A 24,224-nucleotide genomic window follows, 5' to 3' on the forward strand; every position below is an offset into this window, starting at 1 on the left:
ACTTTAATTTATAATTCCTATTTCAAATTCTTGTGGAATTTGAAATAGGAAATTGATTTTATTCAAGGCCACTTAGCATAGGAACAAAAGTGCAAGAATCAAGAACTATTTCTTCTATTCTGTCTTTATGTTTAATATATTTTGTAATGTATTGTTTGCTTGCATTACCAACAGGAGCTACTAATATCCCACCAACTTCAAGTTGAGAGAACAATACATCAGGCACTTTTTGAGTATATGCCGAAAGCAAAATTCTCTCATAAGGTGCATAGTTTTTAAGCCCATTATTACCATCTGCGTGGCGAACATATACATTTGCTTTTATAGTATCAAGATTTTTTATAGCTTTATTTGATAATTCTTTAATTCTTTCTAAAGAAAATACTCTTCTTATTAAATTAGATAAAAGTGCAGCTTGATAGCCACTACCACAGCCAATCTCAAGCACACTATCAGCCCCAACAGGCTCAAGCGCCATAGTCATTTTAGCCACCGTAATAGGTGAGCTAATCCATTGATCAGAGCTTAGTGGCATAGCATGTAATTCATAAGCAAAATTACTCATAGGCATAAAAATCTCTCTAGGAGTATTAGCAAATGCAAGTTTTACTTCTTTGCTAATATTTACTTCGCTAGCAATATTTTCGGCAAGTCTTGCACACTTTTCTTGTTCGTAAATATCCTTAAAAATCATCGAAATTCAAACTTCCTTTACTATAATTTGTAACCTTGCTTTCAAAGAAATTGCTCTTTTGGTCATTAAACTTAGAAAAATCATCAACCCATTTAATAGGATGCTTTGCATTATATTTTTTCTCTAAACCAATAGAACTAAGTCTTAAATCCACAAGATAATGAATATATTCTGTAATTATATCATCAGTAAAACCCATAATTTGATTTTGAGTGATATATTTGCCCCATTCAATTTCAAGCTCAGCAGCACGCTCAAACATTTCATAAATCTTTGCGATTGTTTTTTCGTTAAATAAATCAGGTCTTTCTTTTCTAACTGAATTAATCATGTTTTGAAATAATAATAAATGCGTTATTTCATCTCTTTGAATAAATCTTACCATTTGAGCAGAACCAAGCATTTTACCAGCACGAGCAAGCGCATAAATAGCAGTAAAACCGCTATAAAAATATATTCCTTCTAGGATTTGATTTGCTACCATTGCATAAAGCAATTTTTCTTCCGTTACATCGCCTGCTAATTCTTCATAAAGACTTGAAATAAAATCATTTTTCTTTCTTAATGTAGCATCGTGTTTTTCCATTTCGTATATTAAATCAGTATCATCACAAATAGCTTCAACCATTACAGCATAACTTTTAGAATGGTTTGCTTCTTCATAAGCTTGTCTTGCTAAAACAGCGTTAATTTCTGGTGCTGTTATATAAGGGTTTATATTATCAGCAAGGTTGTTTGTTTGAAAGCTATCCATAGAAATTAATTGTGACCATACTAAATCATACATTCTTTTTTCACTTGTTGTAAGATTACATTTATAATCAAGTGCGTCTTTTGTAGTATCAACTTCTCTAGGAAACCAAGTATTAGCTTCCATTAAATCCCATAATTTTAAAGCCCATTCATATTTTGCTTTAGTAAAATTTAAAATACCTTGAGGATTACCGCCAAATACCTTTCTAGCAGTTAAATCTTCATTGCTTTGAGGATTATATATTCTTTTTCTATTCATCTCTTTTCTCCTTAAGAACTAAAGTATTTGAAAATAAATCATGTATATATTGCCTATCTTTTCTAAAGAACGGAAAAATCATACCAAATATTAAAGAAAAGCTAAGCACAAATAATACCAACCTTAATAATATCTGTAAAAAACTTGCTCTTTTACCATTTTTATTTCTTAAATGCAAGCCCAAATATTTATATCCTAAAGTTTGACCTTTAAAAAATAAAAATAATAAAATTATTAAAAAATATAAAAAAGTAGCTAAAAATATAAAATTTTGACTTTGTCTATATTCTGAAGCACTACCTACTAAAATGTAGGTAGTAAAGTATTGTATTGGCATCATTATCATAAACATATCAACAATGCCAGCTTTTAATTTATCATAAAGACTAGCTAAACAAACCTTAGCCTTTGCCATTTTTAAACTTTAAGTAATTGTGTTTCTTTTTCTTTTACTAATTCATCGGTTTTAGCAATTGCTAAATCAGTAATTTTTTGAACTTCATCGTAAGCTTTTTTCGCTTCATCTTCGCTTACTGCTTTATCTTTTTCTAATTTTTTAACAGCATCATTTGCATCTTTTCTAATATTTCTAATAGCAACTTTGCATTTTTCTCCCATTGCTTTTGCTGCTTTTGCGTTTTCTTCTCTTTGTTCTTTTGTCATTGGAGGGAAAAATAATTTAACGCCATCTGCATCAGCATTTGGATTTACTCCGATATTTGCTGCTTTGATTGCTGTATCAATCGCTTTAATCATAGATTTTTCCCAAGGACTAATTGTGATTGTAGTAGCATCAGTTGCTAAAATAGTTGCAACTTGATTTAATGGAGTTGGATTTCCATAATAATCTACAAAAACATTATCTAATATAGAAATATTTACTTTACCTGTTCTTAAGGTCATAAAATCTTTTTTTAAAGCATTATGAGCTTTTTCGTTTTGTTCTTTTTGTTTTGAATAAATTTCACTTAACATTTTCGTCCTTTTACTTGATTGATTCTGGTAATGCTTGTGGTTTAGTTTCTTGAATTTGCTTGCTAGCGTTTTCTAATTTATTTACTAAACTTTCACTAGTTTTTGTGTTATAGCTATAACTTAAAAAGATTGTATTTGCAACAAGTAAAACACCCATTATAAAAGTAAATTTAGCTAAAAATCCAGCAGGACCTTTTGCTCCAAACAAACTCTCATTTGAACCACTATAAGCACCTAAACCTATACTTGAGCTTTTTTGCATTAATACACAAGCACAAATAATTACTACTAAGATAAATTGAATTGCGATAAAAATTGTGTTCATATTACTTCTTTCGTTTAAAAATAAAGTTTGTATTATATGTTATAAAATTTAAAATAAGTTAAAAGCCTTCAAAATTGAAGGCTTAAAAATTAATCTCTAATACTTCTTAAGATGTTTAAAAGAGATATAAATAAGTTAATAAAGTCAAGGTATAAAGCGATTGCACCTTGAATAGGTGTTTGATATGCACCACGAATTATCATTTGTGTATCATAAATGATAAAGAAGCTAAATAAAATAGCACTAACACTAGAAATTACTAGGTGTAAAACTGGGCTTTGGAAAAATAGATTTAATAAAGATGCCCCGATAACAACTAATAAAACAATGAAAAGTGCCTTGCTAAATACACTAAAATCTCTTTTTGTTGTAAATGCAAATACACTAAGTCCTGCAAAAGCAAGTGTTGTTAAAAATAAAGCTTGAGCTATTATTTCAGCACCTGCTGGGTGTTGTAAAGTAATATAAATAATACCTGTTAGGCTAAGACCACTAATAAATGCAAATGTAAATAGCATAGCAATAGCACCATTAGTTACTTCTCTTTTTGTATTCAATACCATAATTAATATAATTTCTACAGCAAGAATTCCTAAACTAGCCCAAATATTGCCAACTAAAAAACTAGCTAAATATGTAGCACCTAAATAAGCCCCTAATGTTGCAGCAACTAGCGAAAGAGCAAAATACATATATGTATCTCTTACAAAAATCGCAGCGTCTGAACGAATAGCTGAACTAGCACGAGTTCTTTCGTATAAACTCATTTTTTCTCCTTGTTTAAATTTATTAAAAGCTCTTGATTATAGCTAAGTTAGTTAATATCTCATTGAAATTTTTTTATATAATTTTGCTTTTTAACAAGGATAAACGATGGATAAATTAATAAAAGGTGCCTTGCAATTTATGCAAGAAGGATTTTTAGAACATAAGGATTTGTTTAAAGATTTAAAAGAAGAACAAAATCCACATACACTATTTATAGGTTGTGCTGATTCAAGAGTAATTCCAAATCTAATAACCTCAACTTTGCCTGGAGAATTATTTGTAATAAGAAATATAGCAAACATTATCCCGCCTTATAGGGTTAAAGATGAATATTTGGCTACTACTTCTGCTATTGAATACGCTTTATATGCTTTAAATGTAAAAAACATAATAATTTGCGGTCATAGTAATTGCGGGGGTTGCAAAGATATACCTAGCAAAAAAGCTGAAGTTTTACCAAACGTAAAAAAATGGGTTTCTTTATTAGATGATATTAAAAAACAAGTTGATTACACTCTTGAATTAAGCCATTTTGAAGGACAATACGCCCTAAGGTCTTGGATGATAGAAAAGGCAAATGTTTTAAATAGTTATGAAAACTTATTAGGCTACCCTGATGTTCAAAATAGAGTTGATAATAACGAGCTTACTATTAGAGCTTGGTATTTTCTAATTGAAACTGCTGAGATTTATGAATACTGCCCAGCTGATGGACATTTTAAACCATTAAAGGATTTACAATGAGAGTTGTTTTAATATTATTATTTAGTGTGTTTGTATATGCAAATAATTTAGTTGATAATATAAATCAATACATTGATTATAATATGAAAATCAATGATTTAAATATATTATTAGGCAAAAACGAAGATAAAACAATAAACCAAAATAAAATCAATCAAGAAATAAGCGAGTATAAAAACAAAAAAAATCAAATACTATCAATACTACCAACTTTATTTGATAAAAACAATCTAAATAACAAACTTTTAGAAGATTTCAAAAAAGAAAAAATAAGTAGTGAATTAAAGAAAATAAAATTAGAATTTTATAAAACTTTAATTGAATCAAACAATGTTTTTAATGATAGTAAAATTGATAATGAAAGCATAAAAGATATTATAGATGAAAGCATTAAAGAGCTAAATAGCGAAAAAGTAAAAGATGAAGAATTAATCTATCTTAATTCTTACATAGAAATACTTACATACTTAAGATTAAACGCTAATGTTTTTGAAAGCAATTATTTAATTCAAGAATTAAAAACCGATAATTTTATCAATTATTTAAATGGTTTTTTCCCTAAAGAAGTAAGCAAATACTTAAATCCTGGAAAAATCATAATTTGTTGCATTATTTTATTGTTTATATTTATGTTTAAAAAGATAGTTTTAAAACTAATATATTTTGTTTTCTTAAAATTAATCAAAAAACAAAAGCACGAAATAAGCGAATCATTAAAAGATATAACAAAGCCTTTAACATTATTATTTTATATGTATGGGATTTGGCTGTGCTTTGTAATAGCATTTTATCCTGCAGCTGTAATGCCTATAATTTTAACGATTTTATCAATCATAAATACAATAATAATTGCTTGGCTAATTCTAAACATAATTAATTCTTATGGTTTAATTTTAATGTCAAAATTAGCCTTAAAAAGTGGTAAAAAAGAAATAATCAACCTAATTTTAAAAATCATAGATTTTATTATCATAATAATTACAATCTTAATAATACTAGCAAAATTAGGCTTTGATATTTCAGCAATCATTGCTTCGCTTGGAATTGGTGGTTTGGCTGTTGCTCTTGCTGCTAAGGATATAATTGCGAACTTTTTTGCATCGGTTTTAATGCTTTTTGATAATTCTTTTTCTCAAAGCGATTGGGTAGAAGTGAATGGAATAGAAGGAACTATCGTTGAAACTGGTCTTAGAAAAACCACAATAAGAACTTTTGATAACTGCTTAGTATTCATACCAAACTCAACTATATTAAACGGAAATATCAAAAACTATTCTAAGAGAAAATATGGAAGAAGAGTAAAATTAAGCGTAGGCTTAACATACGATTCAACAACCGAACAAATACAAAATTTTATAAATGATTTAAAAGAACTTTTAAATAACAATGAAATAATCGCTAATGAAAACGATGAAATCTTTCAGCACAAAAACAAAAACTTCTACAAGCAAAACCTAATTTCTGTAAATGATTTAGAAGGGTTTAAATCATCTATTTATGTTTGGCTTGATGATTTTGCTGCAAGCAGTATTAATGTAGAGCTTTATTTTTATATCAAAAGCATTAGTGCAAAACAATACTACGATGAAAAAAGCAAGATATTAATGGAAGTAATGAAAATAGTTGAAAAAAATGGCTTAAGCTTTGCCTTCCCATCAACAAGTCTTTATGTAGAAAAATTACCTAAAGATTAATTTATAATTCCTAATTCAAATTCTTTAAGTTTTTGGATTAGGAAAGCTAATTCGCTTTAAATATTAAAACGATTAAAATAAGTTTTGGATAAATATAAAAATTCTAATTCCTAATTCAAATTCTTTGGAATTTGAATTAGGATATAAGCTTAATGTCCTAAAAGACCCCAGTATGGAAGTCCTACAGCAAGACATAATACATAAGATACCATAGCAACTACAAATCCTGTTATCCACCATTCTTTAACAGTATTATAACCAGCACCAAAAATAACTGAAGCAGCAGGACCACCAAAGTGAGTTAATGCTCCACCATAAGAGTTTGTAGTAATTAATAAAAACGCTAATAAATAAGGATCAACTCCAGCACTCTTACCTATTAAAAACAACACAGGTAAAAGCGTTGTGATAAACACAGTTGCAGAAGCATATAAATATCTTACGATTATACTAATAAATCCTATTAATATTAGCACAAGTAAAGGGCTTAGGTTTAAGTTCATATTAGATTCAATAAATGTTCCAAGCCATTTAAAAAACCCTAGTTTATTCATCATACTTGATAGCGACATAATACCACCGAACCAAAATAGCGTTCCGATACATTCTTTTGAACCTGCGATATCTTCAAACTTTAAAACACCTAATAAAACAGATAAGCTCATCGCACCAACAGCAACAGCAGTTGCATCTATATCTATTTTATAGTTAAATAAAGAGCTAGATAGTGATGGAACAGACCAACCAAGCAAAGCAAGAATAAAGATTAAAACAAGCATTTTTTCACTTCTTTTCATCTCTCCTAACTCTTCTAAACCTTGTTTAGCAATAGCAACATTATCTATTGTCTTAATATCAGGGCGAACAAAAATATAAACAATAAAAGGAATTACTAATAAACACACAATACCAGGAACTATCATAGCAACAGCCCAATTTCCCCAATTTAGGCTAGTTCCTAAAATATCGTTTGAATAACCTATAACAAGCATATTTCCAGCCATTGCAGTAGCGAAAATAAACGAAGTCATCTTAGTACTCATATAAGCGTTACAAGCTAAGAATGCACCTACTCTATTTTCTGTTTCTACCTTATCTTTTGATAAAGATTGTGCAATTGAATTTACGATAGGAAACACTATACCACCAGCTCTTGCAGTATTTGAAGGAGTTGCTGGAGATACTATTAAATCCAAAAACGCCGTAACATAACCAAGTCTTAAAGTAGTTTTACCAAGCTTACCTATTAAAAAATAAGCCCATCTTTTACCAAGACCTGTTTTAGTAAAGGCAATGCTTAAAGCAAAAGCAGAAACAATAATCCAAGTAGTAGCACTCGCATAACCACTTAAAGCTTGTTTAGTAGCTTCTTTAGCTGAGCCTAAATACTTTCCCATAAAAAGTGCAGTTCCTGCAACAGCAGTAATTAACACCATTGAATTAGGAATAGGCTTAAATACAAGGCCTAAAACAGCAGCAAGATATATTCCAAACATTACCCAAGCAGCTTCGCTAAGACCATTCGGGCAAGGAAGCACAAAAGCAAATAAAAATGGAATAATGATTAATGCAATAATAGAAATTGCTCGTTTCATTAATTCTCCTTAAATGAAATTAAAAAATAATTATTACTTTAGCGAAATTATCTATAAAATATATTTAAAATCATTTTTTTAAGATTTAATTGTGTAGTAAGGTAACATAATCTATAATTTTTTTATAAAAAAACTTATAAATTAATTGGATATTTTATGTCTTTTTATAAGATTTTAAATTTAATTAGGATAAAAGATGAAAAAAGTATTAATATTTTTATTAAGTTTGAATTTATTTTCATATACGCTAGATTTTCCCGGAGATACTCCGCCACTTGATGCGAATCCAAACTGGACTGACCCTACAAAACCAATTGATTTATATAATACAAATGAAATTAATATAAGTCAAAAATTAAACGAATTAGATGAAAAAAAACTAAGAAAGCTTAAAAAAGCTCTTGATATATTATTTGAAGAAGAAGAGCAAGAAATAAAAGAAGTAAAAGAAATTATTCAACCTATCAAAAAACAAGACCCAAGCGAATATATACAAATTACAATAAATGGCGAAAAACCTACAAAAAAGCCAAAAAATACATATAAAAACAACGATATTTTAATAAATATAAAATGATAATTCCTATTTCAAATTCCTTTAAAAATTTGTAGAATTTGAATTCGGAATTAGCTTTATTTTATTTGACTTGGGCGTGGTAGATTTAGTTCTATTTCTTTTGTAATATTTGGCTTTATTATTAGAGCATAACCACCCAAACCATCTTTATCCCATACGCTATAAAATTCTTTTTTAGAGCTTAGATATTCGCCAAAGCTTGGATCATATACTTTTACAAAATCTCCTTTAATATTATTTACCACTACAAAATGTGGGAATCTAGGATCGTTTTCAATCTTTACTATAAAAGGCGTAAATATTTGCTCAAATATAATGCGATTTAGTTTATAAGCTTTTGCATAAAAGCCAAGCTTGTTTAAGGCATTGTTTAATTCATTAAAACTTAGCATATTAGTATTTTTATCTAAAACTTCTAAAATATCTTTTTCGCTAAAACGCTTGATATTTGTTAGATTTAGCAAGGTCGCTATGCTACTTGCCCCACAAGATTCTTCATAGCTTTGTCTTACTACTGATTCGTTTTTAAATTCTTTATAAGACTTTACTGCAAACTCAGCATAAAGATTAGTAAGCAGTATAAAAAATATTAAAATTTTTGCCATAGACTAATGCCAAATACACTATCAGGAGCAGCTGAGCCACCACCTAAACTAGCATTAAAGCTTATGCTTGTATCATCATTTATACTATAAGTTGAACCTACGCTATATGTTGGGATACTTCTTAGATTTGTATATTTTACGCCGTTTATCTTCTGGGCTGCTTGAAAACTCTGTGAAGCCTCTAAATCAAGCGTGATTTTAGGGCTTAATACTATGCTAAGATTTGCACCAAAATTATAAGAATTTCCATAATTTATCGCTAGTTTATCAAAAGTCCTAGTATCATTATATGTAAAACCCATATAAATACCCCAAATAGCAGGGTCGCTATAACCTCTTAGATTTAGCTTAGCTGAGTGTGATTTAAAATGAAAGCTTTTATTTGTATCAAGTGCTTTTTCTCTTTGAATTACCCCTGCTTGATAAGAAAAACTAAGTATTTTATCACTAAAACTATCAAATCTATAATTAAACCCAAGCCACAAGCTCTCAAATGAATAATGAGTTTCACTCATAGGCTTACCAGTAAAGAAATTACTATATTCATTTCTAGTAGCATTAGCACCAAGAGAAGCTATAAAATCAAGCTTGTTATTAAATGAATATATCAAAGTTTCATTCAAGCTTAGCCTTTTATTATCAGTCCAAATCACAGGATCGCCTCCTATTATTAGACTTGTATAGCTTGTGTAGATATTGGCATTTCCGCTAGTGATTAAACTAAGACTTGTAATACTTCTAAGTCCAATTTGTCTCTTAAAAAGACTATCAATAGTAATAACATCAGAGCCAAATAAAAAGCTTAAAATAAATGCTATAAAAAATAACTTTTTCAAACTCTTCCTTTCAATTAAAATATAAAATTTCAAACCCTTTTAAAAATTTATGGAATTTGAAATAGGAATTTAAACCTTCATATCAAATAAACTTATATCTTTTTGGCTGTATTTTAAAGCCTCTTGCAAAAACTCTTCAAAAGTTTCATAACTATCTATATCTTTAGGAGCTTTTGGGCTTTTACCACTTATCATTTCATAAGCTAGTTTTTGCATTAATTTTTGCCATTCATCTTCTTTGCCTATCTCATAGCGTTTTGTATTGTTTGGATTTATCATACCACAATCATCTGTGCGGTGCGGATCAAATGGGTCGCTGTAGTCATGTCCCATTTGCTTAGCATAATTAGTTTTTTCACCTTCTACTAAAATGTAATTGTTATATAAAACAGCAGCTAAAAGTCCGCCTTTGCTATACTCGCCTTTTTCGTTTTGATAATTTTCCTTGTGTGGATCGTAAATATGGCTACATATACTATCTAACCACGCATCATAATTATTTACAGGTGGTTCTACTTTATGAAAAATATCATCTTGTGCAAACAAACCAGACAGATGATTACTCGCTCTATATTTTGAATCAAGCCTACAATAATCCATTTTATCTACATAATCATTATAATCTTTGAGATTATCAAAAGTCTTTGTAATAGTTAGGCTTTTTTTATCCATTTCAAAAAAATGTGAAGTTTTCCAAAGCTCATCAGAGCTAAAAAAATCCTTTGAATTTAAAAACTCATCACCTAAAACTCCTTTTAAAACTTTATAAGCATTGCTTGCGCTTTTTACTATATCTATGTTATGACGCATTTTGTATATTGGTGGGTTTGCTTGGTTATTTTTTTCTACAAGGGAAAGCATTGTATCACTATGTATTTTAAAATCTTCAGCAATTCCTGCGGCTTTGTTAAAATCACTTGTAAAAAAGCCATCTTTATCAACTCCGTATCCTAATACAACTCCTACCTTTTTATCATCTGCTTTATTATCTACTTTTTTAATCTCGTTATTAGTTTCTTTTTTATTCACATTAATTGTTTGATACATTGCGTAAGAATTCGCCGATATTTTCATAATTACCCCTTTTAATTACTAATATCGGCATTTATTAAAATTATTTAATTCCTATTTCGTAATTCTTTAAAAATTTGTGGAATTTGAAATAGGAATTAGTTTTTATTGCAAGTCTTGTTGAAACTTATTAGCACAATGATAAATGCAACAATAGGAGCTAATAATATTTCTAAAAAATAAAATTTATTAGTATTTTCATCAGGATTTACAAAACTTAAAACCAAAGCAAATAAGACGCTAAAAAGACCTAGAATTGCTAAAAAATAACTAAGAGCCTTGTTTTTAATATCAAAATCTTCGCCTTCGTTCGCATAATTTTTTAATTTAAAATATGCAAAAAACATTGCAATATAAGGTAAAAAATAAGAAACAGTAGTAAGTGAGCTAAGTGTCCAGTAAATGTCTTGAGAATTAGTAAAAAACGCACAAAATAAGCAGATTATGCTAACCAAAAAAGCTTGAAAAAATAATGCTCTATAAGGTGTATTGTATTTTGGATGTGGTTTTGCTTCATAAAATTTAATAATACCTTCTTTTGATGCGCTTGCTAGCATATAAATTGGAGCAATTAGCCATGAATTAATTTGACCTAAAGTTCCTATAAAAAGACAAAAAGACATAATTTGGGTAAGATGATTTATGCCTAATAGTTTTTCAGAATACGAAATCGCTTGCATAATTCCGTCTAAAATATCAGTATCTTTTGCGGGATATATTACATTTAGACAAAATGTCCCTAAAATATAAATGCCAACTATTAGCAAGGCACTAAGAAAAATTGCTTTAGGATAATTTTTTCTAGCATTATCAATCTTAGCTCCTATCATGGTGCTAAGTTCAAGCCCAGCAAAGGCAAACATCATCGTGCTTGCAAAAACCAAAGTATTTAAATCAAATTCTATTAAATATCCTGAATTATAAGGGGTTTGGATTTTGCCAACATTAAAATAAAATATTAAACTTACTAAAATTAATAGTAAAGTAGGTAGTAATATTCCTAAATAAACAAAGATTTTATTTATAAACTTAGTGTATTCAAGACCTTTGTAATTAATATAAGTTAAAGCTAAAAAGCTAAATATTGAAAAAGCTGCTATGAAATACGATTTTGCTTTAATATCAAAAATAAAAGCTAATGAATTTGCTGCAAAATAAAGCATCATAGGAAAAAAAGTTAAGCAAGATAATAAGTAGCATATAAGACAAAAATAAGCAATCCTTACACCAAAAGCTTTATTAATCCATAGAAATATTCCACCACTTTTTTGAAATTTTGAGCCAAGTTCTCCGCAAATTAAAGCAAGTGGCACAAAAAATCCAAAAGCTACAAATAACCATAAAATAATTGAACTAGCTCCGTATTGAGCAACGTAAGGGATTTGTCTTAAAGAAAAAATCCCGATTAGATTCATAAAAACAATGTCTTTAATGCTTAGTTTCATTTCTTACTCGCTTAATAAAATGAGCGAATAATACTACTAAATCTTAATAAGATAAACAAAATTATAAATATTTTAAAATTTAATAAAATATGGATTTTTAATAATATTAAAAGAGTTGGTTTTATAGGTTATCTTTTAAATTCCTAGTTTAAATTCTTATAAAAAATTGAGAATTTGAATTAGGAATTTGAAAAAGTTTTGAGTTTCAAAGAAGTAGTAAAATAGGTTTCACTAAAAAGTGAAACCTAAATAAATTATTGGCAGATGATTTTTAATTCAACTCTGCGGTTTGCTGCACGGCCTTCTTTAGTTTTATTATCGCCGATTGCGTTTTGCTCACCAGCCCATGTTGGGTTGATTCTATCTTCGCTAACACCAGCTTTAACTAATTCAGCTTTAACAGCTCTTGCTCTTTTTTCTGATAATTTTTTGTTATAAGCTGTTGCACCGATTGAATCTGTATATCCTGTAATGTTTGCAAAATATGCAGGCTCTTCTTTAATTAATTTCGCTAAGCGATTAATTTCTGGAATGTAATTAGCTGTTACATTGCTCTTATCAAAACCAAAATTAACTTTTACCATTTCAAGGTCATAACAAGCTTTTGGTTTTGGCTGTGGTTTTGGCTCAGGTTTAACTTCAACTACTGGCTCAGGTTTAACTTCAACTACTGGAGCTGGAGTTGGAACTACTTCTTCTTTTTTGCCATCAAAATTGAAGATTACACCTAATGTGCTAATTAAGTGGTGATCTGCATGGCGGAATTTGATTTGATCGCGAACTTCTGCTCTTAAACCAAAGCTCTTATAAATTTTGTATTTTAAACCAACACCATAATGACCAAACATTCCGTTTTTATTGTCATATAGATTTTCACTGAAGTTTTCATAACCAACACCTAATAAACCATAGAAATCAAAGTTAGTATCACCAACTTTAACTGGTAATATTAAGTTTAAGTATCCTCTATCAATACCTACTGGTTTGTGGCCTGAATTATTGATACTTTTATATTCACCTTTTTGGTGCTCGTAACCAATTTCAGTTCCTACTGAACCATACATATAACCAATTCTTAATCCATAACCAAATTTATTCATAAGGTCAAGATTTCCTTCTGGTACATTGTATGTAGCGATAGGGCTTATTTCTAAGCCTTCAAAATTAATATTACTTGCATTTGCGCTTACTGCTAATACTGCAGCTGCACTTAAAACTAAACTCATCTTTTTCATAAATACTCCTAATTTAAAATGAAAATTAACGTTTGCTAAATTGTGGTTTTCTTCTTGCTTTTCTGCGTCCGTATTTTTTACGCTCAACCACACGACTATCACGGGTTAATAAACCTTGTGGCTTAAGTAAAGCTCTAAAATCAGCACTCATAGCTGCTAAAGCTCTAGAAATTCCGTGTCTTAAAGCTTCTGCTTGAGCGTTATAGCCACCACCTAAAGTGCTAGCAGTAATATCCATAAGACCTTCTTGCTTAGTAACTAATAATGGTTGAACTACTTTTAATTTAATAGCTTCGTGTCCGCCTAACCAAGTATTTAAATCAACACCGTTAACTATAATTTTACCACTTCCAGCCTTAGCCCAAACTTTAGCTATTGCAGTTTTTCTTTTACCTGTTGCATAAACTTTTGCCATTTTACTTTCCTTTTACCTGAGCTGTATGTGGGTGTTCGCTACCTGCATAAACTTTTAATTTTTTAAGCATAGCACGACCTAAAGTAGTCTTAGGAAGCATACCACGAACTGCTAATTTATATAATTTTGCTGGATTATTTGCTAATAAATCACCGAATTTCTCACTCTTTGTGCTTCCAAAATAGCCTGAATGTCTGTGATATAATTTATCATCAGCTTTGTTTGTTCCAGTAAATTCTGCTTTAGATGCATTGATAATTACTACATAATCTCCGCAATCAACATTTGGTGTATAGCAAGGCTTATGCTTGCCCTTTAAAATTGTCGCAACTTCTGTTAAAAGACGACCGAAACGCTTACCTTCAGCATCTACGATTATCCAATCTCTTTTAACTTCGTTTGGCTTTGTTATTTTTGTCATGATTTTACCTTTGCCAAAATTTTTTAAAAAGGTGATTATATGTTTTTAAACTTAAATAATACTTAAATTAAGAAAAGATTAAGAAAAATATTTCCTAATTCAAATTCCAAAAAGAATTTGAATTAGGAATTTAAATTTTATAAAGAATTTATCATAATTATAGCGATTACGATAGGGCAAATAAATCTAATAAATACAAACCAAATATTAAAACCAACTTCACTCATGTAAGGCACAAAAAGATTTTTTAATTTATTAATATCTACAAAAAATCCTACAAATATGCAAGTAACAATCGCAGAAAGTGGCATTAAGATATTTGAAGTTAGATAGTCTAATATATCAAATAAGCTTTTATTAAAGAATGTAAAATAAGATGAATAATCTTTATTAAATCCTAAAATACAAAAAATCCCCATAATATAAACAAAAATACCTATATAAACTAGTGCAAGTTTCCTTGATATGCCAAATTTATTTATTAGATAAAACGCAAATGGTTCTATCATAGAAACAGCACTTGTAAGCCCTGCAAAAAGTAATGCTATAAAAAACGCAACCGCTAAGATATTTCCTACAATGCCAAGATTTGAAAATAAACTCATAAGGCTAACAAAAATTAAGCCAGGACCTTGCTCGCTTGCATTTGCTCCGTATTCAAATACGAAAGTAAATACAATAAGACCCATCATAATTCCAACTAAAATATTTATAAAGATAATTGATAAAGTTGATCTAATAACATTAGTATTCTCAGGCAAACTTGCAGCATAAGTTAAAACAACACAAACACCCATAGATAAACTAAAAAAGCTAAGCCCTAAAGCATCTAAAATTAATGAGATATTTAATTTACTCTCAGTAATTAAAACACTAAAATCAGGTCTAAATAAAAATTCAAAAGCTTTAGAAAATCCATCAAATGTAAAGCTATATAAAAGCATTAAAATTAGCAAGATAAAAAGTGCTGGCATCATCCACACATTCATTTTTTCTATTCCACTTTTAATTCCTTTGCTAACAACCCAAAATACCATTATAAAAACTATACTAAAGCAAATAATTTGAGATATTAAATCACTTGAAATTAGATTGCCAAATAAAGCTGCTGCTTCTTGAGTATTCTTTGGTAAGCTAAAAAAGCTTAAATATATGTATTTTAAAATCCAACCAATTACTACACTATAAAAACATACGATTAAAATCGCGCCTATCATAAAAAATCCTGCAAATCCCCAAGCTTTTTTATTAGATTTTGCTAAATCGCTAAAAGCATTTACAGCATCTTTTTGAGTTATTTTACCAACGCTAAGCTCTCCTAAAAACACCATAAAAGCAATTAAAAATGTAAGGATAAGATAAAGTAAAATAAATACAGAACCACCATTAGTCCCAACCATAGTAGGAAATTTCCAAGCATTTCCAAGCCCAACGGCAGAGCCTGCCATCGCTAAAACAAAGCCAATTTTAGAAAACTGCTCTCTCATTTTTATCCTTTAAATTTGAAATACACAATAACAAGCACTGCAATAGGTGCAACAAATCTTGCAAAAAATATCCATATTTTAAAACCAAGTTCGCCCATATAAGGAACAAAAGTTTCTTTTAAATCTTGTTTGCTAATAAAAAATCCAACAAATATAGCAGCCATAAAAGAACCAAATGGCATAATGATATTTGAACTAAGATTGTCTAATATATCAAAGAAATTCATTCCAAAAAATGTTAAATTAGCTTTATAGTCTTCAAGACTTGAAAAAATACATAAAAGCCCTAAAATATAAACTACAATCCCTATTAAAACTATGGCTTTAATCCTTGAAAAATTGAATTTATTGATTAGATAAAACACAAAAGGTTCAATCATAGAAACAGCACTAGTAATCCCCGCAAAAAACAAAGCGATAAAAAATGTTAGGGCTAAAATTTTTCCTAAAAATCCTAATTTAGCAAACAAAGAAATAAGACTTATAAAAATAAGTCCAGGACCTTGTGCGCTAGGATCAGCATTAAATTCAAAAATAAAACTAAAAACAATAAGCCCCATCATAAGACCTATTAAAAGATTTATGAAAATTATATATAAGGTTGAGCTTACAAAATTAGTCTTTTCAGGCAAACTAGCCGAATATGTAATTATACTACCAGCTCCAATACTTAAAGAAAAACAAGCAAGCCCTAAAGCAGATAAAAAAGAATCGTGATTAATCTTGCTAAAATCAGGCATGAATAAAAAGTTAAAAGCATCTTTAAAGCCATTTTGAGTAGCACTATAACAAAGCATTAAAAGTAGCATTATAAATAAAGTTGGCATCATAAATACATTTAGCTTTTCAATGCCATCTTTTACACCTTTTGCAACGGTGTAAAAAGCTATAAAAAACACAACGCTAAAACATACTACTAAAGCACTTAAATTAGTTTCTACTAAACTAACAAAAAGCTCTTGATTAATGGCAATTTCAGTGCTTAAAGAATTGATATTTAAAATCGTAGTAAAAGCATAATAAATATAATAAATTATCCAACCGATTATCACACTATAAAAACTAACTATTAGTAAAGCCCCAATCATTGTAAAACCTACTAAAGACCAAGCCTTTTTATGTTTTGGTGCTAAGTTATAATAAGCACTTGCAGGATCAAGCCTAGAAGCTTTACCTATATATAATTCACACAAAAATATAACAAATCCAACACCTAAAGTAAGAATGATAAAAAGCATAACAAATGCCGAACCACCATTAGTTCCAACCATAGTAGGAAATTTCCAAGCATTCCCAAGCCCAACAGCAGAACCAGCAACGGCTAAAATAAATCCAATTTTAGAAAATGTATTATTCAAAATAAGCCCTTCTTTTTGGTTTTTAAGGTTAAAACTTTCATTCTATAATAATTTTTAAAAATTTGTATAAAAAAATGAGAAAAATTACAAAAAAGGTTAAAATTTGGATAAAAATCTCACTGAATTTACTTACAAAATGATTTTAAGCTACGATGGTTCAAGGTTTTTTGGCTCTGCAAAACAGCCTGATTTAAAATGCGTGCAAAATACACTTGATAATGCTTTGCATTCGGTTGGAGTATTTAAGCCAAGTATTTTTGCTAGTAGAACGGATAAAGGCGTTCATGCAAAGTGCAATGTAGCAAGGATTTCATCACCTTATAAGCTAAATGAAAGCTTTGTAATAAAAAAGCTTAATAGGATTTTAGATGGAATTTATATTAGGAATTTAAGCCTTTGTGATTTTGAGCCTAGATTTGATGCAAAGATTAGAAGTTATAGATATATTTTCGCTAAAAACCACAATGCTTTTTCTAAGGCTTATTTTAGTGTTTATGAAAAAGATTTGGATATTAATTTGCTAAAACAAGCGATAAAATTATATGAAGGTGAGCATGATTTTGCTTTATTTTGCCTAAGTCTTGATGATGATAAAAACAGCGTTAGAACGATTTATAAAACTAGAGTTTATGAGTATAAAGATTTTGTTGTTTTAAACTTTTTTGCTAATGGGTTTTTAAGGGGGCAAATTAGGCTTATGGTTGATTTTTTGCTTAAAATTAATGAAGGAAAATTAAGCTTAAATAATTTAAAAGAGCAAATAAATTGCGAGATTATTCACTCACGCACACTAGCTAAACCTAATGGGCTTTATTTAAAAAGCATAACTTATTAAATTCCTATTTCAAATTCCAAAGATTTTGCAAAGAATTTGAAATAGGAATTAGATTATTTTTTCATTTTAGAACGAGAGTATAAAATCAAGTCATTACTTGTTTTAATCAAACTTCCTTTTAAAGTATTTATACAATGATTTAAAATAAAAGCACAAGCTTTTGCATCGCTTAAAGCCCTATGATGAACGCTAGTAATTCCTAATTCATTTTTTAAACTATCAAGCCCATATTTATCGCATTCAATACAGCGACGTGCTAGCATTATTGTGCAAAGCTTTCTATTAATTAATGGCGCATTTAAATGCTCTAAGCTTTCTTTAGCAATAAAACCATAATCAAAAGAAACATTATGAGCTACAAAAATCGCATTACCTAAAAATAATCTAAAATCAGCTAGAACTTTTGCACTTTTTGGAGCATCTTTTAGCATCAAAGCATTAATTCCAGTAAGTTCTGTGATATTTTCAGGAACTTCACTTGCGTAAATAAAGCTTTCAAATTCATCTAATATTTTGCCATTTTTAACCTTTACAGCACCTATTTCTATGATTTGTCCGTTACTAATAGAACCTGTGCTTTCAATATCAACAACGCAAAAGGTTTCATCTTGAATTGATTTATTTCTTGAGTTTAAAAACACTTCTTGATTTTGTTTTAATGTGATATCAAGACCTAGCATTAAAAGCGTATCGTAGTCTAGCTCTAAGCCTAGAGCATTTTCATATTGATTTTTTAAATCTTTATAATTTAAACTATTTATCATTAATCGTTCTAAAATCTTATCGCAATTAATTATTTGCTTTTTATAAAGTTCGTTATAATCCATCAAAATTCCATTTTTAAAGAATTAATAGCGGTTCTATAATCATTTGAGCTAAAAATATAATTACCAGCCACAACAATATCAGCTCCAGCTCCTTCAATATCTGCAATATTTAGCCCATTTACTCCGCCATCAACTTCTATAAAGCACTTATAATTATTTTTATCTATCATTTCTCTTAAATCTTTTATTTTTTTAAGAACACTAGGAATAAAACTTTGTCCGCCAAAGCCAGGATTTACACTCATTAAAAGAACCATAGAAACTTCGCTTAAAATATATTCAATTTCATGAAGATTTTGATGTGGATTTAATACGATTGCAGGATTTACGCCTTGTTTTCTTATGTATTCAATAAGTCTTAGCGGATGAGTGCTTGCATCAATATGAAAGCTTAAAAATTTAGGTTTAAATTCTAAAAATAAATCAACAAATTTATCAACTTCTCTTACCATTAAATGAATATCTAAAGGCACTCTAGCAACTTTAGCTACGGCTTTTGCCGTGCAAGTTCCTATGCTTAGATTTGGCACATAATGTCCGTCCATTACATCAACATGTAATAAGTCAGCACCTGCATCTTCAACTTTTCTTATATCTTCGGCTAAATTCAAAAAATCAGCAGACAACAAACTAGGAGCTACATACATTTTTATTCCTTGAAAAATATTTTTTATAGAATATCATTAAAACTTAAAAAAAAAATTAAGCTTAAGATGCTATCATTAATGCTTTTAATTTTTACAAGAATACAAAAAAAGGATTTACAATGTCAAAATTTTGTCAATTAACAGGTAAAGGTCCTATGGTAGGAAATAATGTTAGCCACGCTAACAACAAGACAAAAAGAAGATTTTTACCTAACTTACGCACAATTCGTATAGATTTAGGTGATGGCACAACTAAAAAAATTAGAGTTGCAGCTTCTACATTACGCACACTTAAAAAAAGAAGAGCTAACTAATTTTAAAGAAATTTTATGAGCTTTTTTAAAAAGCTAAGTAAATTACTTGGTTGGGCTGAAAGTGGAAAGCCCGAAGTAGATGTAAATACTGAACTTTACGAACAATTAAGACCTTTTCGCCTTCCTTTAATAGCTGTTGTTATTATGATGCTATTAGGGGCGATTGGGTATATGATTACTAGCAATTTTTCTTTGCTTGATGGTATTTATCAAGCGGGAATGACTTTTACAACTCTAGGTTATACTGAAGTAGCTGAAATAACTCCGGCAGGAAGATTTTTTACAATTTGTTATGTATTACTCGGTTTTGTTACTTTTACCTTTTCAATTGGTATTGTAATTGAAGTTTTAAAAAAGGGCGAATTAACAAGATTAATTAAGGAAAAAAGAATGCTTTATAAAATCGCAAGGCTTAAAAATCATTATGTTATATGTTATCACAATGAATTCACTCAAGAATTAGCAAAACAATTTAAACAAACTTACACACCTTTTGTAGTGGTTGATGATATACCTGATTTTGAAAAAATTGCAGAAGACAATAAGTATCCATTTTATGTAAAATGTCCTCCACATAGTGATTTAGCATTCTTAAAAACTCATCTTTCAAGTGCAAAAGGAATTATATCGCTTAGCCCAAATTCGGCTGATAATATAGCTATAATTGCAAGCGCAAGATTGTATGAAAAAGATATAAAAAGAATTAGCCCTTATTCTATAATTACGATTTCAAATTCCGAGCACGATGCTGCAAGGCTTAAAAAACTAGGCGCAAACACCGTTGTTTTAGCTACAAAATTAGCAGCACAAAGACTTAGCGTAGTAAGTGTAAGACCTGAGATGGAAAATCTATTAGAGCAATATTTATATACAAGAGATCAAAGTATTGATATTGAAGAAGTAAAAGTTCCTGATGAAAGCTGGGTAAGATTTAGAAGATTAAAGGATGTTGCGTTTAGACAACTTGCAAATGTTAGCGTAATAGGTATTAAAGATGCTAATAATAATTTTTTGCCTATGCCAAAAGGTGATGCAATGATTGGAACAGGAACAAAATTATTACTAATAGGAACTCCTGAAAGTATAAAAGAAGTAAAAAAAATCATTAAAAATAAGCAAAGTCCAGATAATTTAAAATAAACTATAAGTGTTATCAATTTGTAATTTATTTTAGTTAAAATTGCGTGAAAATTATCACTAAGGAGCAATCATGTTACATGAACATAGAGAATTAATTACATCTTTAAAAGGTAAAGATGCACATTTTGACAGATTATTTGAAGCACATAATGATTTAGATCACAAAATCAAAGATGCAGAAGAAGGCAGAGTTCATTTAGATGATTTAGAAATTGCTAGAATGAAAAAGGAAAAATTAAAATTAAAAGATGATTTAAATAATTACTTAAATTCAATCAAAAATAAAGCATAATTTAGAAAGGGGTATTAATGTTTTTTAACAAAGATAATTCCCATGAATTAGAGCTGCAAGATAAACTTAAAAAAGCTCTTGCAGAAAGGGAAAGACTAGAAGCAGAAATTGCAAGTTTAAAAGCTGAAATTACTGCAAAACAAACTTATGAAGAAGAAGAAAAGGTTAAATTTTCTTTATTTGACATAATGGTAAAAGGTATGAAAGAAAGTGTATCTTTCGTTCAAAAAGATATTGAAGGTGATTTATCAAGAGCTAAAGAAATTGAAACTCTTTCAACAGATTGTGTTGATATGATAATAAATCTTAAAAAAGTTTCAGAAAATATCATTACTTCCCTTGAGCAAATTACGGAATCATCAAGTAAATCTCGTGATACAGCACAAAACCTTCATAGAAGTGTTGATGAAATAACAAATGTTATTAATCTAATTAAAGATGTATCAGATCAAACAAATCTATTAGCTTTAAATGCAGCTATCGAAGCAGCTCGTGCAGGTGAGCATGGTAGAGGATTTGCTGTAGTTGCTGATGAAGTTAGAAAGTTAGCTGAAAAAACACAAAAAGCAACAGCTGAAGTAGAAATGAATATTAATTTATTAAAGCAAAATGCTAATGAAATGTTTACTCAAAGCGAACAAGTAGAACAAATCTCGCAAGATTCTAATGCACATATAGGAACATTTTCAGAGCAATTTGATAAATTAGTTCATATTTCACAAGATATTAAATTTAATGGTAGTGCAATTAAATATGAAGTATTTACATCGTTAGTAAAACTTGACCATATCTTATTTAAAGCAAATGGATATGCAAATGCACTAGGCGAAAATCCAACTAAATTAAGCGATCATTTTAGTTGTCGTTTAGGTAAGTGGTATCAAAATGAAGGTAAGGAAATGTTCGGACATATGCCTTTATATTCTAAGATTGAAACACCACATAAAGAAGTTCACGAAAGTATTAATCAAGCACTTGAGCAAATTTCTCATGGACAACTTGCAAGCAATAGTAAAGAAATCATTGAACTTTATAAAAATGCTGAAAAATCAAGCCTTGATTTATTTATGATTTTTAGACATTTATTAGGCGAATTTTTAAAGAAATAATAATTAAGTCTAGCTTTTTGCTAGACTTAAATTCCTAATTCAAATTCTATAAGATTTTTAATGTAAAAGTATTAAAATAATGATAATTTTATTTTAATATAAGCATATTTTATTATGATACTCATTTTTAGCCCAAGTGGTGAAACTGGTAGACGCGCTAGACTCAAAATCTAGTAGGAGCAATCCTGTGTCGGTTCGAGTCCGACCTTGGGCACCACTACAATATAAAGGAAACAATATGCCAAAAGACGCAAACGGAAACGAATTACAAGCAGGAGATAATGTTAGCGTTATAAAGGATTTGAAAGTAAAAGGTAGTTCTTTAACAATCAAAAGAGGAACTAACGTTAAAAATATTAAACTTACTTCAAACGATGACGAAATAGAAGCTAAAGTAGATAAGCATGGGGTTATAGTTTTAAAAACTTGTTTTTTAAAAAAGGCATAATATTTATGAAAAAATTGGCAATTTTATTACCGCTTAGTCTATTTGCTAATAATGCTTACACAGACTTGCAAAGTAACTATCAAAATAATAATTTTAAAAGAGCTTATGAAATTTCATCAGATATTTGTAAAAACTCTTGTGCTGATATAGACCTTAATTTAATCATGGGTAAAAGCGCTTTTAAATTAGGCATGTATGATGAAGCACTTGCTGCTTTTGATAGGGTATTAGTTCTTGATGAAAACAATGTTGATGCAAGATTACAAAGTGCAATTATTTATCAAAAAAGTGGAAATTATGAATTATTAAAACTTGAGCTTGAGAGCTTAAAAGATGATGAAAGATTAAGAAAAGAAGAAAAAATTCTTGTTTCTAATATGCTAAAAGGTATTAAAAAACAAGAAAAATCAAAAGCTCAAATAAACACACCATACGCAAGTGTAAGCGTAGGATATGGATATGATAGTAATCCAAAAAAACAAAATCTAAAAGATAGCTATTTGCCTATACCACAACTAGGGATTAAATTTCCTATAAGTGGTGCAAAGCATGAACCTGCTAGCAGTGTATTAGCTAATCTAAATGCAGGTTATAAAAAGCAAGTAAATGATGTTTATGACTATGATATAAATGCTAATTTTTATAATAAATATTATATAAAACCTATTGAAGAAGATTTTCAAAATTTAAGCGTATTTACCGCATCTATTAATAATGGATTTGACATTTCAAGACAATTTAAACTAAATATTTTATTATCTTATGATTACATAGTTTTAAAACATAAAAGATATTTAAATACTTTTACAGCTGATGTTTCTGGCGATTATTATATGGAAAATGGAATATCTTTAGGGCTTGGCTATACTATTAATCATAATAATTATTTAAATGAAGAACATAAAGAAAACGACTCAAACCATCATAGTATTTATGCAATGAGTAGATTAATATCTCAAAGAAGTATGGTTTATTTAAAAATGGCTTATGATATTGAGCAAACTAGTAGAGTAAAAGAAAGTACAAATAATTATAAAGAATATTCTATTACTTCAGGTATTATTTATATGCTAAATAAACAAGTTATATTAAAGGCAAGTTTAGGTTATTCTGCTAGTAAATATAAAGAAACAATTTTTACTAATCAAAGAAATGATAAATCTATAAGAGTTAATTTTGGTGCTGAATACAATATGGATCATCACAATATTTTCTCAGCAGATTTAGGATATGATAGAGTAAAATCTACACTTGAATATAATTCTTACGATAATTATTTTCTTAATTTAATGTATAAATATAAATTTTAAGCTTATTCCTTTCAAAACTATGTTATAATTTGTTAATATTTTTTG

General features: G+C 28.9%; 28 protein-coding genes, 1 tRNA gene and 1 pseudogene. 12 read left to right on the plus strand and 18 right to left on the minus strand.

Going from position 1 to position 24,224, the window contains the following annotated elements:
- Nucleotides 1-58: 58 nt before the first annotated feature.
- The 6 genes from AVANS14531_RS01210 to AVANS14531_RS01235 form a co-directional block, all read right to left on the minus strand.
- Nucleotides 59-694, minus strand: coding sequence for a protein-L-isoaspartate(D-aspartate) O-methyltransferase (locus tag AVANS14531_RS01210; RefSeq protein ID WP_239817406.1), 636 nt, complete (start codon nt 692-694; stop codon nt 59-61).
- Nucleotides 684-1,706 (minus strand): ribonucleotide-diphosphate reductase subunit beta, encoded by a 1,023-nt coding sequence (locus tag AVANS14531_RS01215; RefSeq protein WP_239817407.1) that lies wholly within the window; start codon nt 1,704-1,706, stop codon nt 684-686. Before AVANS14531_RS01215 ends, AVANS14531_RS01210 begins: the two co-directional genes overlap by 11 nt.
- Nucleotides 1,699-2,121 (minus strand): RDD family protein, encoded by a 423-nt coding sequence (locus AVANS14531_RS01220; protein ID WP_239817408.1) that lies wholly within the window; start codon nt 2,119-2,121, stop codon nt 1,699-1,701. Before AVANS14531_RS01220 ends, AVANS14531_RS01215 begins: the two co-directional genes overlap by 8 nt.
- Before the next feature lie 2 nt (nt 2,122-2,123).
- On the minus strand, nt 2,124-2,681 hold the full coding sequence (gene frr / locus AVANS14531_RS01225) for a ribosome recycling factor (protein ID WP_239817409.1): 558 nt from the start codon (nt 2,679-2,681) through the stop codon (nt 2,124-2,126).
- A 10-nt stretch (nt 2,682-2,691) separates the two neighbouring features.
- Nucleotides 2,692-3,006, minus strand: coding sequence for a preprotein translocase subunit SecG (gene secG, locus AVANS14531_RS01230; protein ID WP_442862383.1), 315 nt, complete (start codon nt 3,004-3,006; stop codon nt 2,692-2,694).
- Between the two features lie 89 nt (nt 3,007-3,095).
- Nucleotides 3,096-3,773: a Bax inhibitor-1/YccA family protein gene (locus AVANS14531_RS01235; protein WP_239817410.1), complete on the minus strand. Its 678-nt coding sequence runs from the start codon at nt 3,771-3,773 to the stop codon at nt 3,096-3,098.
- A gap of 106 nt (nt 3,774-3,879) precedes the next feature.
- Here AVANS14531_RS01235 and AVANS14531_RS01240 point away from each other — a divergent pair, with 106 nt between their 5' ends.
- On the plus strand, nt 3,880-4,518 hold the full coding sequence (locus AVANS14531_RS01240) for a carbonic anhydrase (protein ID WP_239817411.1): 639 nt from the start codon (nt 3,880-3,882) through the stop codon (nt 4,516-4,518).
- On the plus strand, nt 4,515-6,212 hold the full coding sequence (locus AVANS14531_RS01245) for a mechanosensitive ion channel family protein (RefSeq protein WP_336611013.1): 1,698 nt from the start codon (nt 4,515-4,517) through the stop codon (nt 6,210-6,212). Before AVANS14531_RS01240 ends, AVANS14531_RS01245 begins: the two co-directional genes overlap by 4 nt.
- 149 nt (nt 6,213-6,361) lie before the next feature.
- Here the strand turns inward: AVANS14531_RS01245 and AVANS14531_RS01250 are convergent, their stop codons facing one another.
- Complete coding sequence (locus tag AVANS14531_RS01250; protein WP_336611014.1) at nt 6,362-7,807, minus strand: DASS family sodium-coupled anion symporter; 1,446 nt, start codon at nt 7,805-7,807, stop codon at nt 6,362-6,364.
- 196 nt (nt 7,808-8,003) lie between these two features.
- On the opposite strand from AVANS14531_RS01250, the gene AVANS14531_RS01255 reads away from it, so the two are divergent.
- Nucleotides 8,004-8,384: a hypothetical protein gene (locus AVANS14531_RS01255; RefSeq protein WP_239817414.1), complete on the plus strand. Its 381-nt coding sequence runs from the start codon at nt 8,004-8,006 to the stop codon at nt 8,382-8,384.
- A 56-nt stretch (nt 8,385-8,440) separates the two neighbouring features.
- On the opposite strand, the gene AVANS14531_RS01260 is transcribed toward AVANS14531_RS01255, so the two are convergent.
- The 9 genes from AVANS14531_RS01260 to AVANS14531_RS01300 all read right to left on the minus strand — a co-directional run bounded on the left by AVANS14531_RS01260 (nt 8,441) and on the right by AVANS14531_RS01300 (nt 17,257).
- Nucleotides 8,441-8,989: a cysteine peptidase family C39 domain-containing protein gene (locus AVANS14531_RS01260; RefSeq protein WP_239817415.1), complete on the minus strand. Its 549-nt coding sequence runs from the start codon at nt 8,987-8,989 to the stop codon at nt 8,441-8,443.
- Nucleotides 8,974-9,825: a hypothetical protein gene (locus AVANS14531_RS01265; RefSeq protein ID WP_336611015.1), complete on the minus strand. Its 852-nt coding sequence runs from the start codon at nt 9,823-9,825 to the stop codon at nt 8,974-8,976. The genes AVANS14531_RS01260 and AVANS14531_RS01265 overlap by 16 nt, the downstream gene beginning before the upstream one ends.
- 69 nt (nt 9,826-9,894) lie before the next feature.
- Nucleotides 9,895-10,899 (minus strand): Cj0814 family flagellar-dependent secreted protein, encoded by a 1,005-nt coding sequence (locus AVANS14531_RS01270; protein WP_336611016.1) that lies wholly within the window; start codon nt 10,897-10,899, stop codon nt 9,895-9,897.
- Nucleotides 10,900-10,994: 95 nt separating this feature from the next.
- The gene (locus AVANS14531_RS01275; protein WP_336611017.1) at nt 10,995-12,341 is read right to left on the minus strand and encodes an APC family permease; all 1,347 of its coding nucleotides are present in this window, start codon (nt 12,339-12,341) and stop codon (nt 10,995-10,997) included.
- Between the two features lie 254 nt (nt 12,342-12,595).
- On the minus strand, nt 12,596-13,576 hold the full coding sequence (locus AVANS14531_RS01280; RefSeq protein WP_336611018.1) for an OmpA family protein: 981 nt from the start codon (nt 13,574-13,576) through the stop codon (nt 12,596-12,598).
- Nucleotides 13,577-13,601: 25 nt separating this feature from the next.
- Nucleotides 13,602-13,991, minus strand: a complete 390-nt coding sequence (gene rpsI, locus AVANS14531_RS01285) for a 30S ribosomal protein S9 (RefSeq protein WP_214117629.1) — start codon at nt 13,989-13,991, stop codon at nt 13,602-13,604.
- Nucleotide 13,992: 1 nt separating this feature from the next.
- Nucleotides 13,993-14,412 carry a 50S ribosomal protein L13 gene (gene rplM / locus AVANS14531_RS01290; protein ID WP_214117630.1) on the minus strand — a complete coding sequence of 140 codons (420 nt, stop codon included), beginning with the start codon at nt 14,410-14,412 and terminating at the stop codon, nt 13,993-13,995.
- A gap of 137 nt (nt 14,413-14,549) precedes the next feature.
- Nucleotides 14,550-15,899, minus strand: a complete 1,350-nt coding sequence (locus AVANS14531_RS01295) for a sodium-dependent transporter (protein ID WP_336611019.1) — start codon at nt 15,897-15,899, stop codon at nt 14,550-14,552.
- Nucleotides 15,900-15,901: 2 nt separating this feature from the next.
- A complete protein-coding gene (locus AVANS14531_RS01300; RefSeq protein WP_336611020.1) occupies nt 15,902-17,257 on the minus strand; it encodes a sodium-dependent transporter in 1,356 nt (451 codons plus the stop codon).
- A 103-nt stretch (nt 17,258-17,360) separates the two neighbouring features.
- On the opposite strand from AVANS14531_RS01300, the gene truA reads away from it, so the two are divergent.
- Nucleotides 17,361-18,092 carry a tRNA pseudouridine(38-40) synthase TruA gene (gene truA, locus AVANS14531_RS01305; protein ID WP_336611021.1) on the plus strand — a complete coding sequence of 244 codons (732 nt, stop codon included), beginning with the start codon at nt 17,361-17,363 and terminating at the stop codon, nt 18,090-18,092.
- 53 nt (nt 18,093-18,145) lie between these two features.
- On the opposite strand, the gene AVANS14531_RS01310 is transcribed toward truA, so the two are convergent.
- Nucleotides 18,146-18,919: a 3'-5' exonuclease gene (locus AVANS14531_RS01310; protein ID WP_336611022.1), complete on the minus strand. Its 774-nt coding sequence runs from the start codon at nt 18,917-18,919 to the stop codon at nt 18,146-18,148.
- Nucleotides 18,919-19,566 (minus strand): ribulose-phosphate 3-epimerase, encoded by a 648-nt coding sequence (rpe, locus tag AVANS14531_RS01315; protein WP_336611023.1) that lies wholly within the window; start codon nt 19,564-19,566, stop codon nt 18,919-18,921. Before rpe ends, AVANS14531_RS01310 begins: the two co-directional genes overlap by 1 nt.
- 119 nt (nt 19,567-19,685) lie before the next feature.
- Here rpe and rpmB point away from each other — a divergent pair, with 119 nt between their 5' ends.
- The 8 genes and pseudogenes from rpmB (at nt 19,686) to AVANS14531_RS01350 (ending at nt 24,179) form a co-directional block, all read left to right on the plus strand.
- Entirely contained in the window at nt 19,686-19,880 is a 195-nt protein-coding gene (gene rpmB / locus AVANS14531_RS01320; RefSeq protein WP_214117022.1) for a 50S ribosomal protein L28, read from the plus strand.
- 15 nt (nt 19,881-19,895) lie between these two features.
- Nucleotides 19,896-21,020 carry a potassium channel family protein gene (locus tag AVANS14531_RS01325; protein WP_239817430.1) on the plus strand — a complete coding sequence of 375 codons (1,125 nt, stop codon included), beginning with the start codon at nt 19,896-19,898 and terminating at the stop codon, nt 21,018-21,020.
- A 70-nt stretch (nt 21,021-21,090) separates the two neighbouring features.
- The gene (locus tag AVANS14531_RS01330) at nt 21,091-21,312 is read left to right on the plus strand and encodes a YdcH family protein (protein WP_239817429.1); all 222 of its coding nucleotides are present in this window, start codon (nt 21,091-21,093) and stop codon (nt 21,310-21,312) included.
- 398 nt (nt 21,313-21,710) lie between these two features.
- Nucleotides 21,711-21,980, plus strand: a pseudogene (locus AVANS14531_RS09175) (methyl-accepting chemotaxis protein); the annotation flags it as partial.
- 120 nt (nt 21,981-22,100) lie between these two features.
- A complete protein-coding gene (locus AVANS14531_RS09180; protein WP_442862384.1) occupies nt 22,101-22,421 on the plus strand; it encodes a CZB domain-containing protein in 321 nt (106 codons plus the stop codon).
- A gap of 130 nt (nt 22,422-22,551) precedes the next feature.
- A tRNA-Leu gene (locus AVANS14531_RS01340) sits at nt 22,552-22,638 on the plus strand.
- A gap of 21 nt (nt 22,639-22,659) precedes the next feature.
- Nucleotides 22,660-22,869: an alkylphosphonate utilization protein gene (locus AVANS14531_RS01345; protein ID WP_214117624.1), complete on the plus strand. Its 210-nt coding sequence runs from the start codon at nt 22,660-22,662 to the stop codon at nt 22,867-22,869.
- A gap of 5 nt (nt 22,870-22,874) precedes the next feature.
- Complete coding sequence (locus AVANS14531_RS01350; RefSeq protein WP_336611025.1) at nt 22,875-24,179, plus strand: CDC27 family protein; 1,305 nt, start codon at nt 22,875-22,877, stop codon at nt 24,177-24,179.
- Nucleotides 24,180-24,224 lie beyond the last annotated feature (45 nt).

It is taken from the genome of Campylobacter sp. Cr9 (genome assembly GCF_020138295.1).
GTDB lineage: Bacteria > Campylobacterota > Campylobacteria > Campylobacterales > Campylobacteraceae > Campylobacter_E.

Coding starts and splice junctions, on each gene's coding strand:
- AVANS14531_RS01270 (WP_336611016.1), bottom strand. CDS start 10,899: ATGAAAATATCGGCGAATTCTTACGCAATGTATCAAACAATTAATGTG.
- AVANS14531_RS01255 (WP_239817414.1), top strand. CDS start 8,004: ATGAAAAAAGTATTAATATTTTTATTAAGTTTGAATTTATTTTCATAT.
- AVANS14531_RS01235 (WP_239817410.1), bottom strand. CDS start 3,773: ATGAGTTTATACGAAAGAACTCGTGCTAGTTCAGCTATTCGTTCAGAC.
- rpe (WP_336611023.1), bottom strand. CDS start 19,566: ATGTATGTAGCTCCTAGTTTGTTGTCTGCTGATTTTTTGAATTTAGCC.
- rpmB (WP_214117022.1), top strand. CDS start 19,686: ATGTCAAAATTTTGTCAATTAACAGGTAAAGGTCCTATGGTAGGAAAT.
- AVANS14531_RS01345 (WP_214117624.1), top strand. CDS start 22,660: ATGCCAAAAGACGCAAACGGAAACGAATTACAAGCAGGAGATAATGTT.
- AVANS14531_RS01310 (WP_336611022.1), bottom strand. CDS start 18,919: ATGGATTATAACGAACTTTATAAAAAGCAAATAATTAATTGCGATAAG.
- AVANS14531_RS01215 (WP_239817407.1), bottom strand. CDS start 1,706: ATGAATAGAAAAAGAATATATAATCCTCAAAGCAATGAAGATTTAACT.
- AVANS14531_RS01260 (WP_239817415.1), bottom strand. CDS start 8,989: ATGGCAAAAATTTTAATATTTTTTATACTGCTTACTAATCTTTATGCT.
- AVANS14531_RS01240 (WP_239817411.1), top strand. CDS start 3,880: ATGGATAAATTAATAAAAGGTGCCTTGCAATTTATGCAAGAAGGATTT.
- AVANS14531_RS01350 (WP_336611025.1), top strand. CDS start 22,875: ATGAAAAAATTGGCAATTTTATTACCGCTTAGTCTATTTGCTAATAAT.
- frr (WP_239817409.1), bottom strand. CDS start 2,681: ATGTTAAGTGAAATTTATTCAAAACAAAAAGAACAAAACGAAAAAGCT.
- AVANS14531_RS01210 (WP_239817406.1), bottom strand. CDS start 694: ATGATTTTTAAGGATATTTACGAACAAGAAAAGTGTGCAAGACTTGCC.
- secG (WP_442862383.1), bottom strand. CDS start 3,006: ATGAACACAATTTTTATCGCAATTCAATTTATCTTAGTAGTAATTATT.
- rplM (WP_214117630.1), bottom strand. CDS start 14,412: ATGACAAAAATAACAAAGCCAAACGAAGTTAAAAGAGATTGGATAATC.
- AVANS14531_RS01295 (WP_336611019.1), bottom strand. CDS start 15,899: ATGAGAGAGCAGTTTTCTAAAATTGGCTTTGTTTTAGCGATGGCAGGC.
- AVANS14531_RS01330 (WP_239817429.1), top strand. CDS start 21,091: ATGTTACATGAACATAGAGAATTAATTACATCTTTAAAAGGTAAAGAT.
- AVANS14531_RS01325 (WP_239817430.1), top strand. CDS start 19,896: ATGAGCTTTTTTAAAAAGCTAAGTAAATTACTTGGTTGGGCTGAAAGT.
- rpsI (WP_214117629.1), bottom strand. CDS start 13,991: ATGGCAAAAGTTTATGCAACAGGTAAAAGAAAAACTGCAATAGCTAAA.
- AVANS14531_RS01275 (WP_336611017.1), bottom strand. CDS start 12,341: ATGAAACTAAGCATTAAAGACATTGTTTTTATGAATCTAATCGGGATT.
- AVANS14531_RS01220 (WP_239817408.1), bottom strand. CDS start 2,121: ATGGCAAAGGCTAAGGTTTGTTTAGCTAGTCTTTATGATAAATTAAAA.
- AVANS14531_RS01280 (WP_336611018.1), bottom strand. CDS start 13,576: ATGAAAAAGATGAGTTTAGTTTTAAGTGCAGCTGCAGTATTAGCAGTA.
- AVANS14531_RS01250 (WP_336611014.1), bottom strand. CDS start 7,807: ATGAAACGAGCAATTTCTATTATTGCATTAATCATTATTCCATTTTTA.
- AVANS14531_RS01245 (WP_336611013.1), top strand. CDS start 4,515: ATGAGAGTTGTTTTAATATTATTATTTAGTGTGTTTGTATATGCAAAT.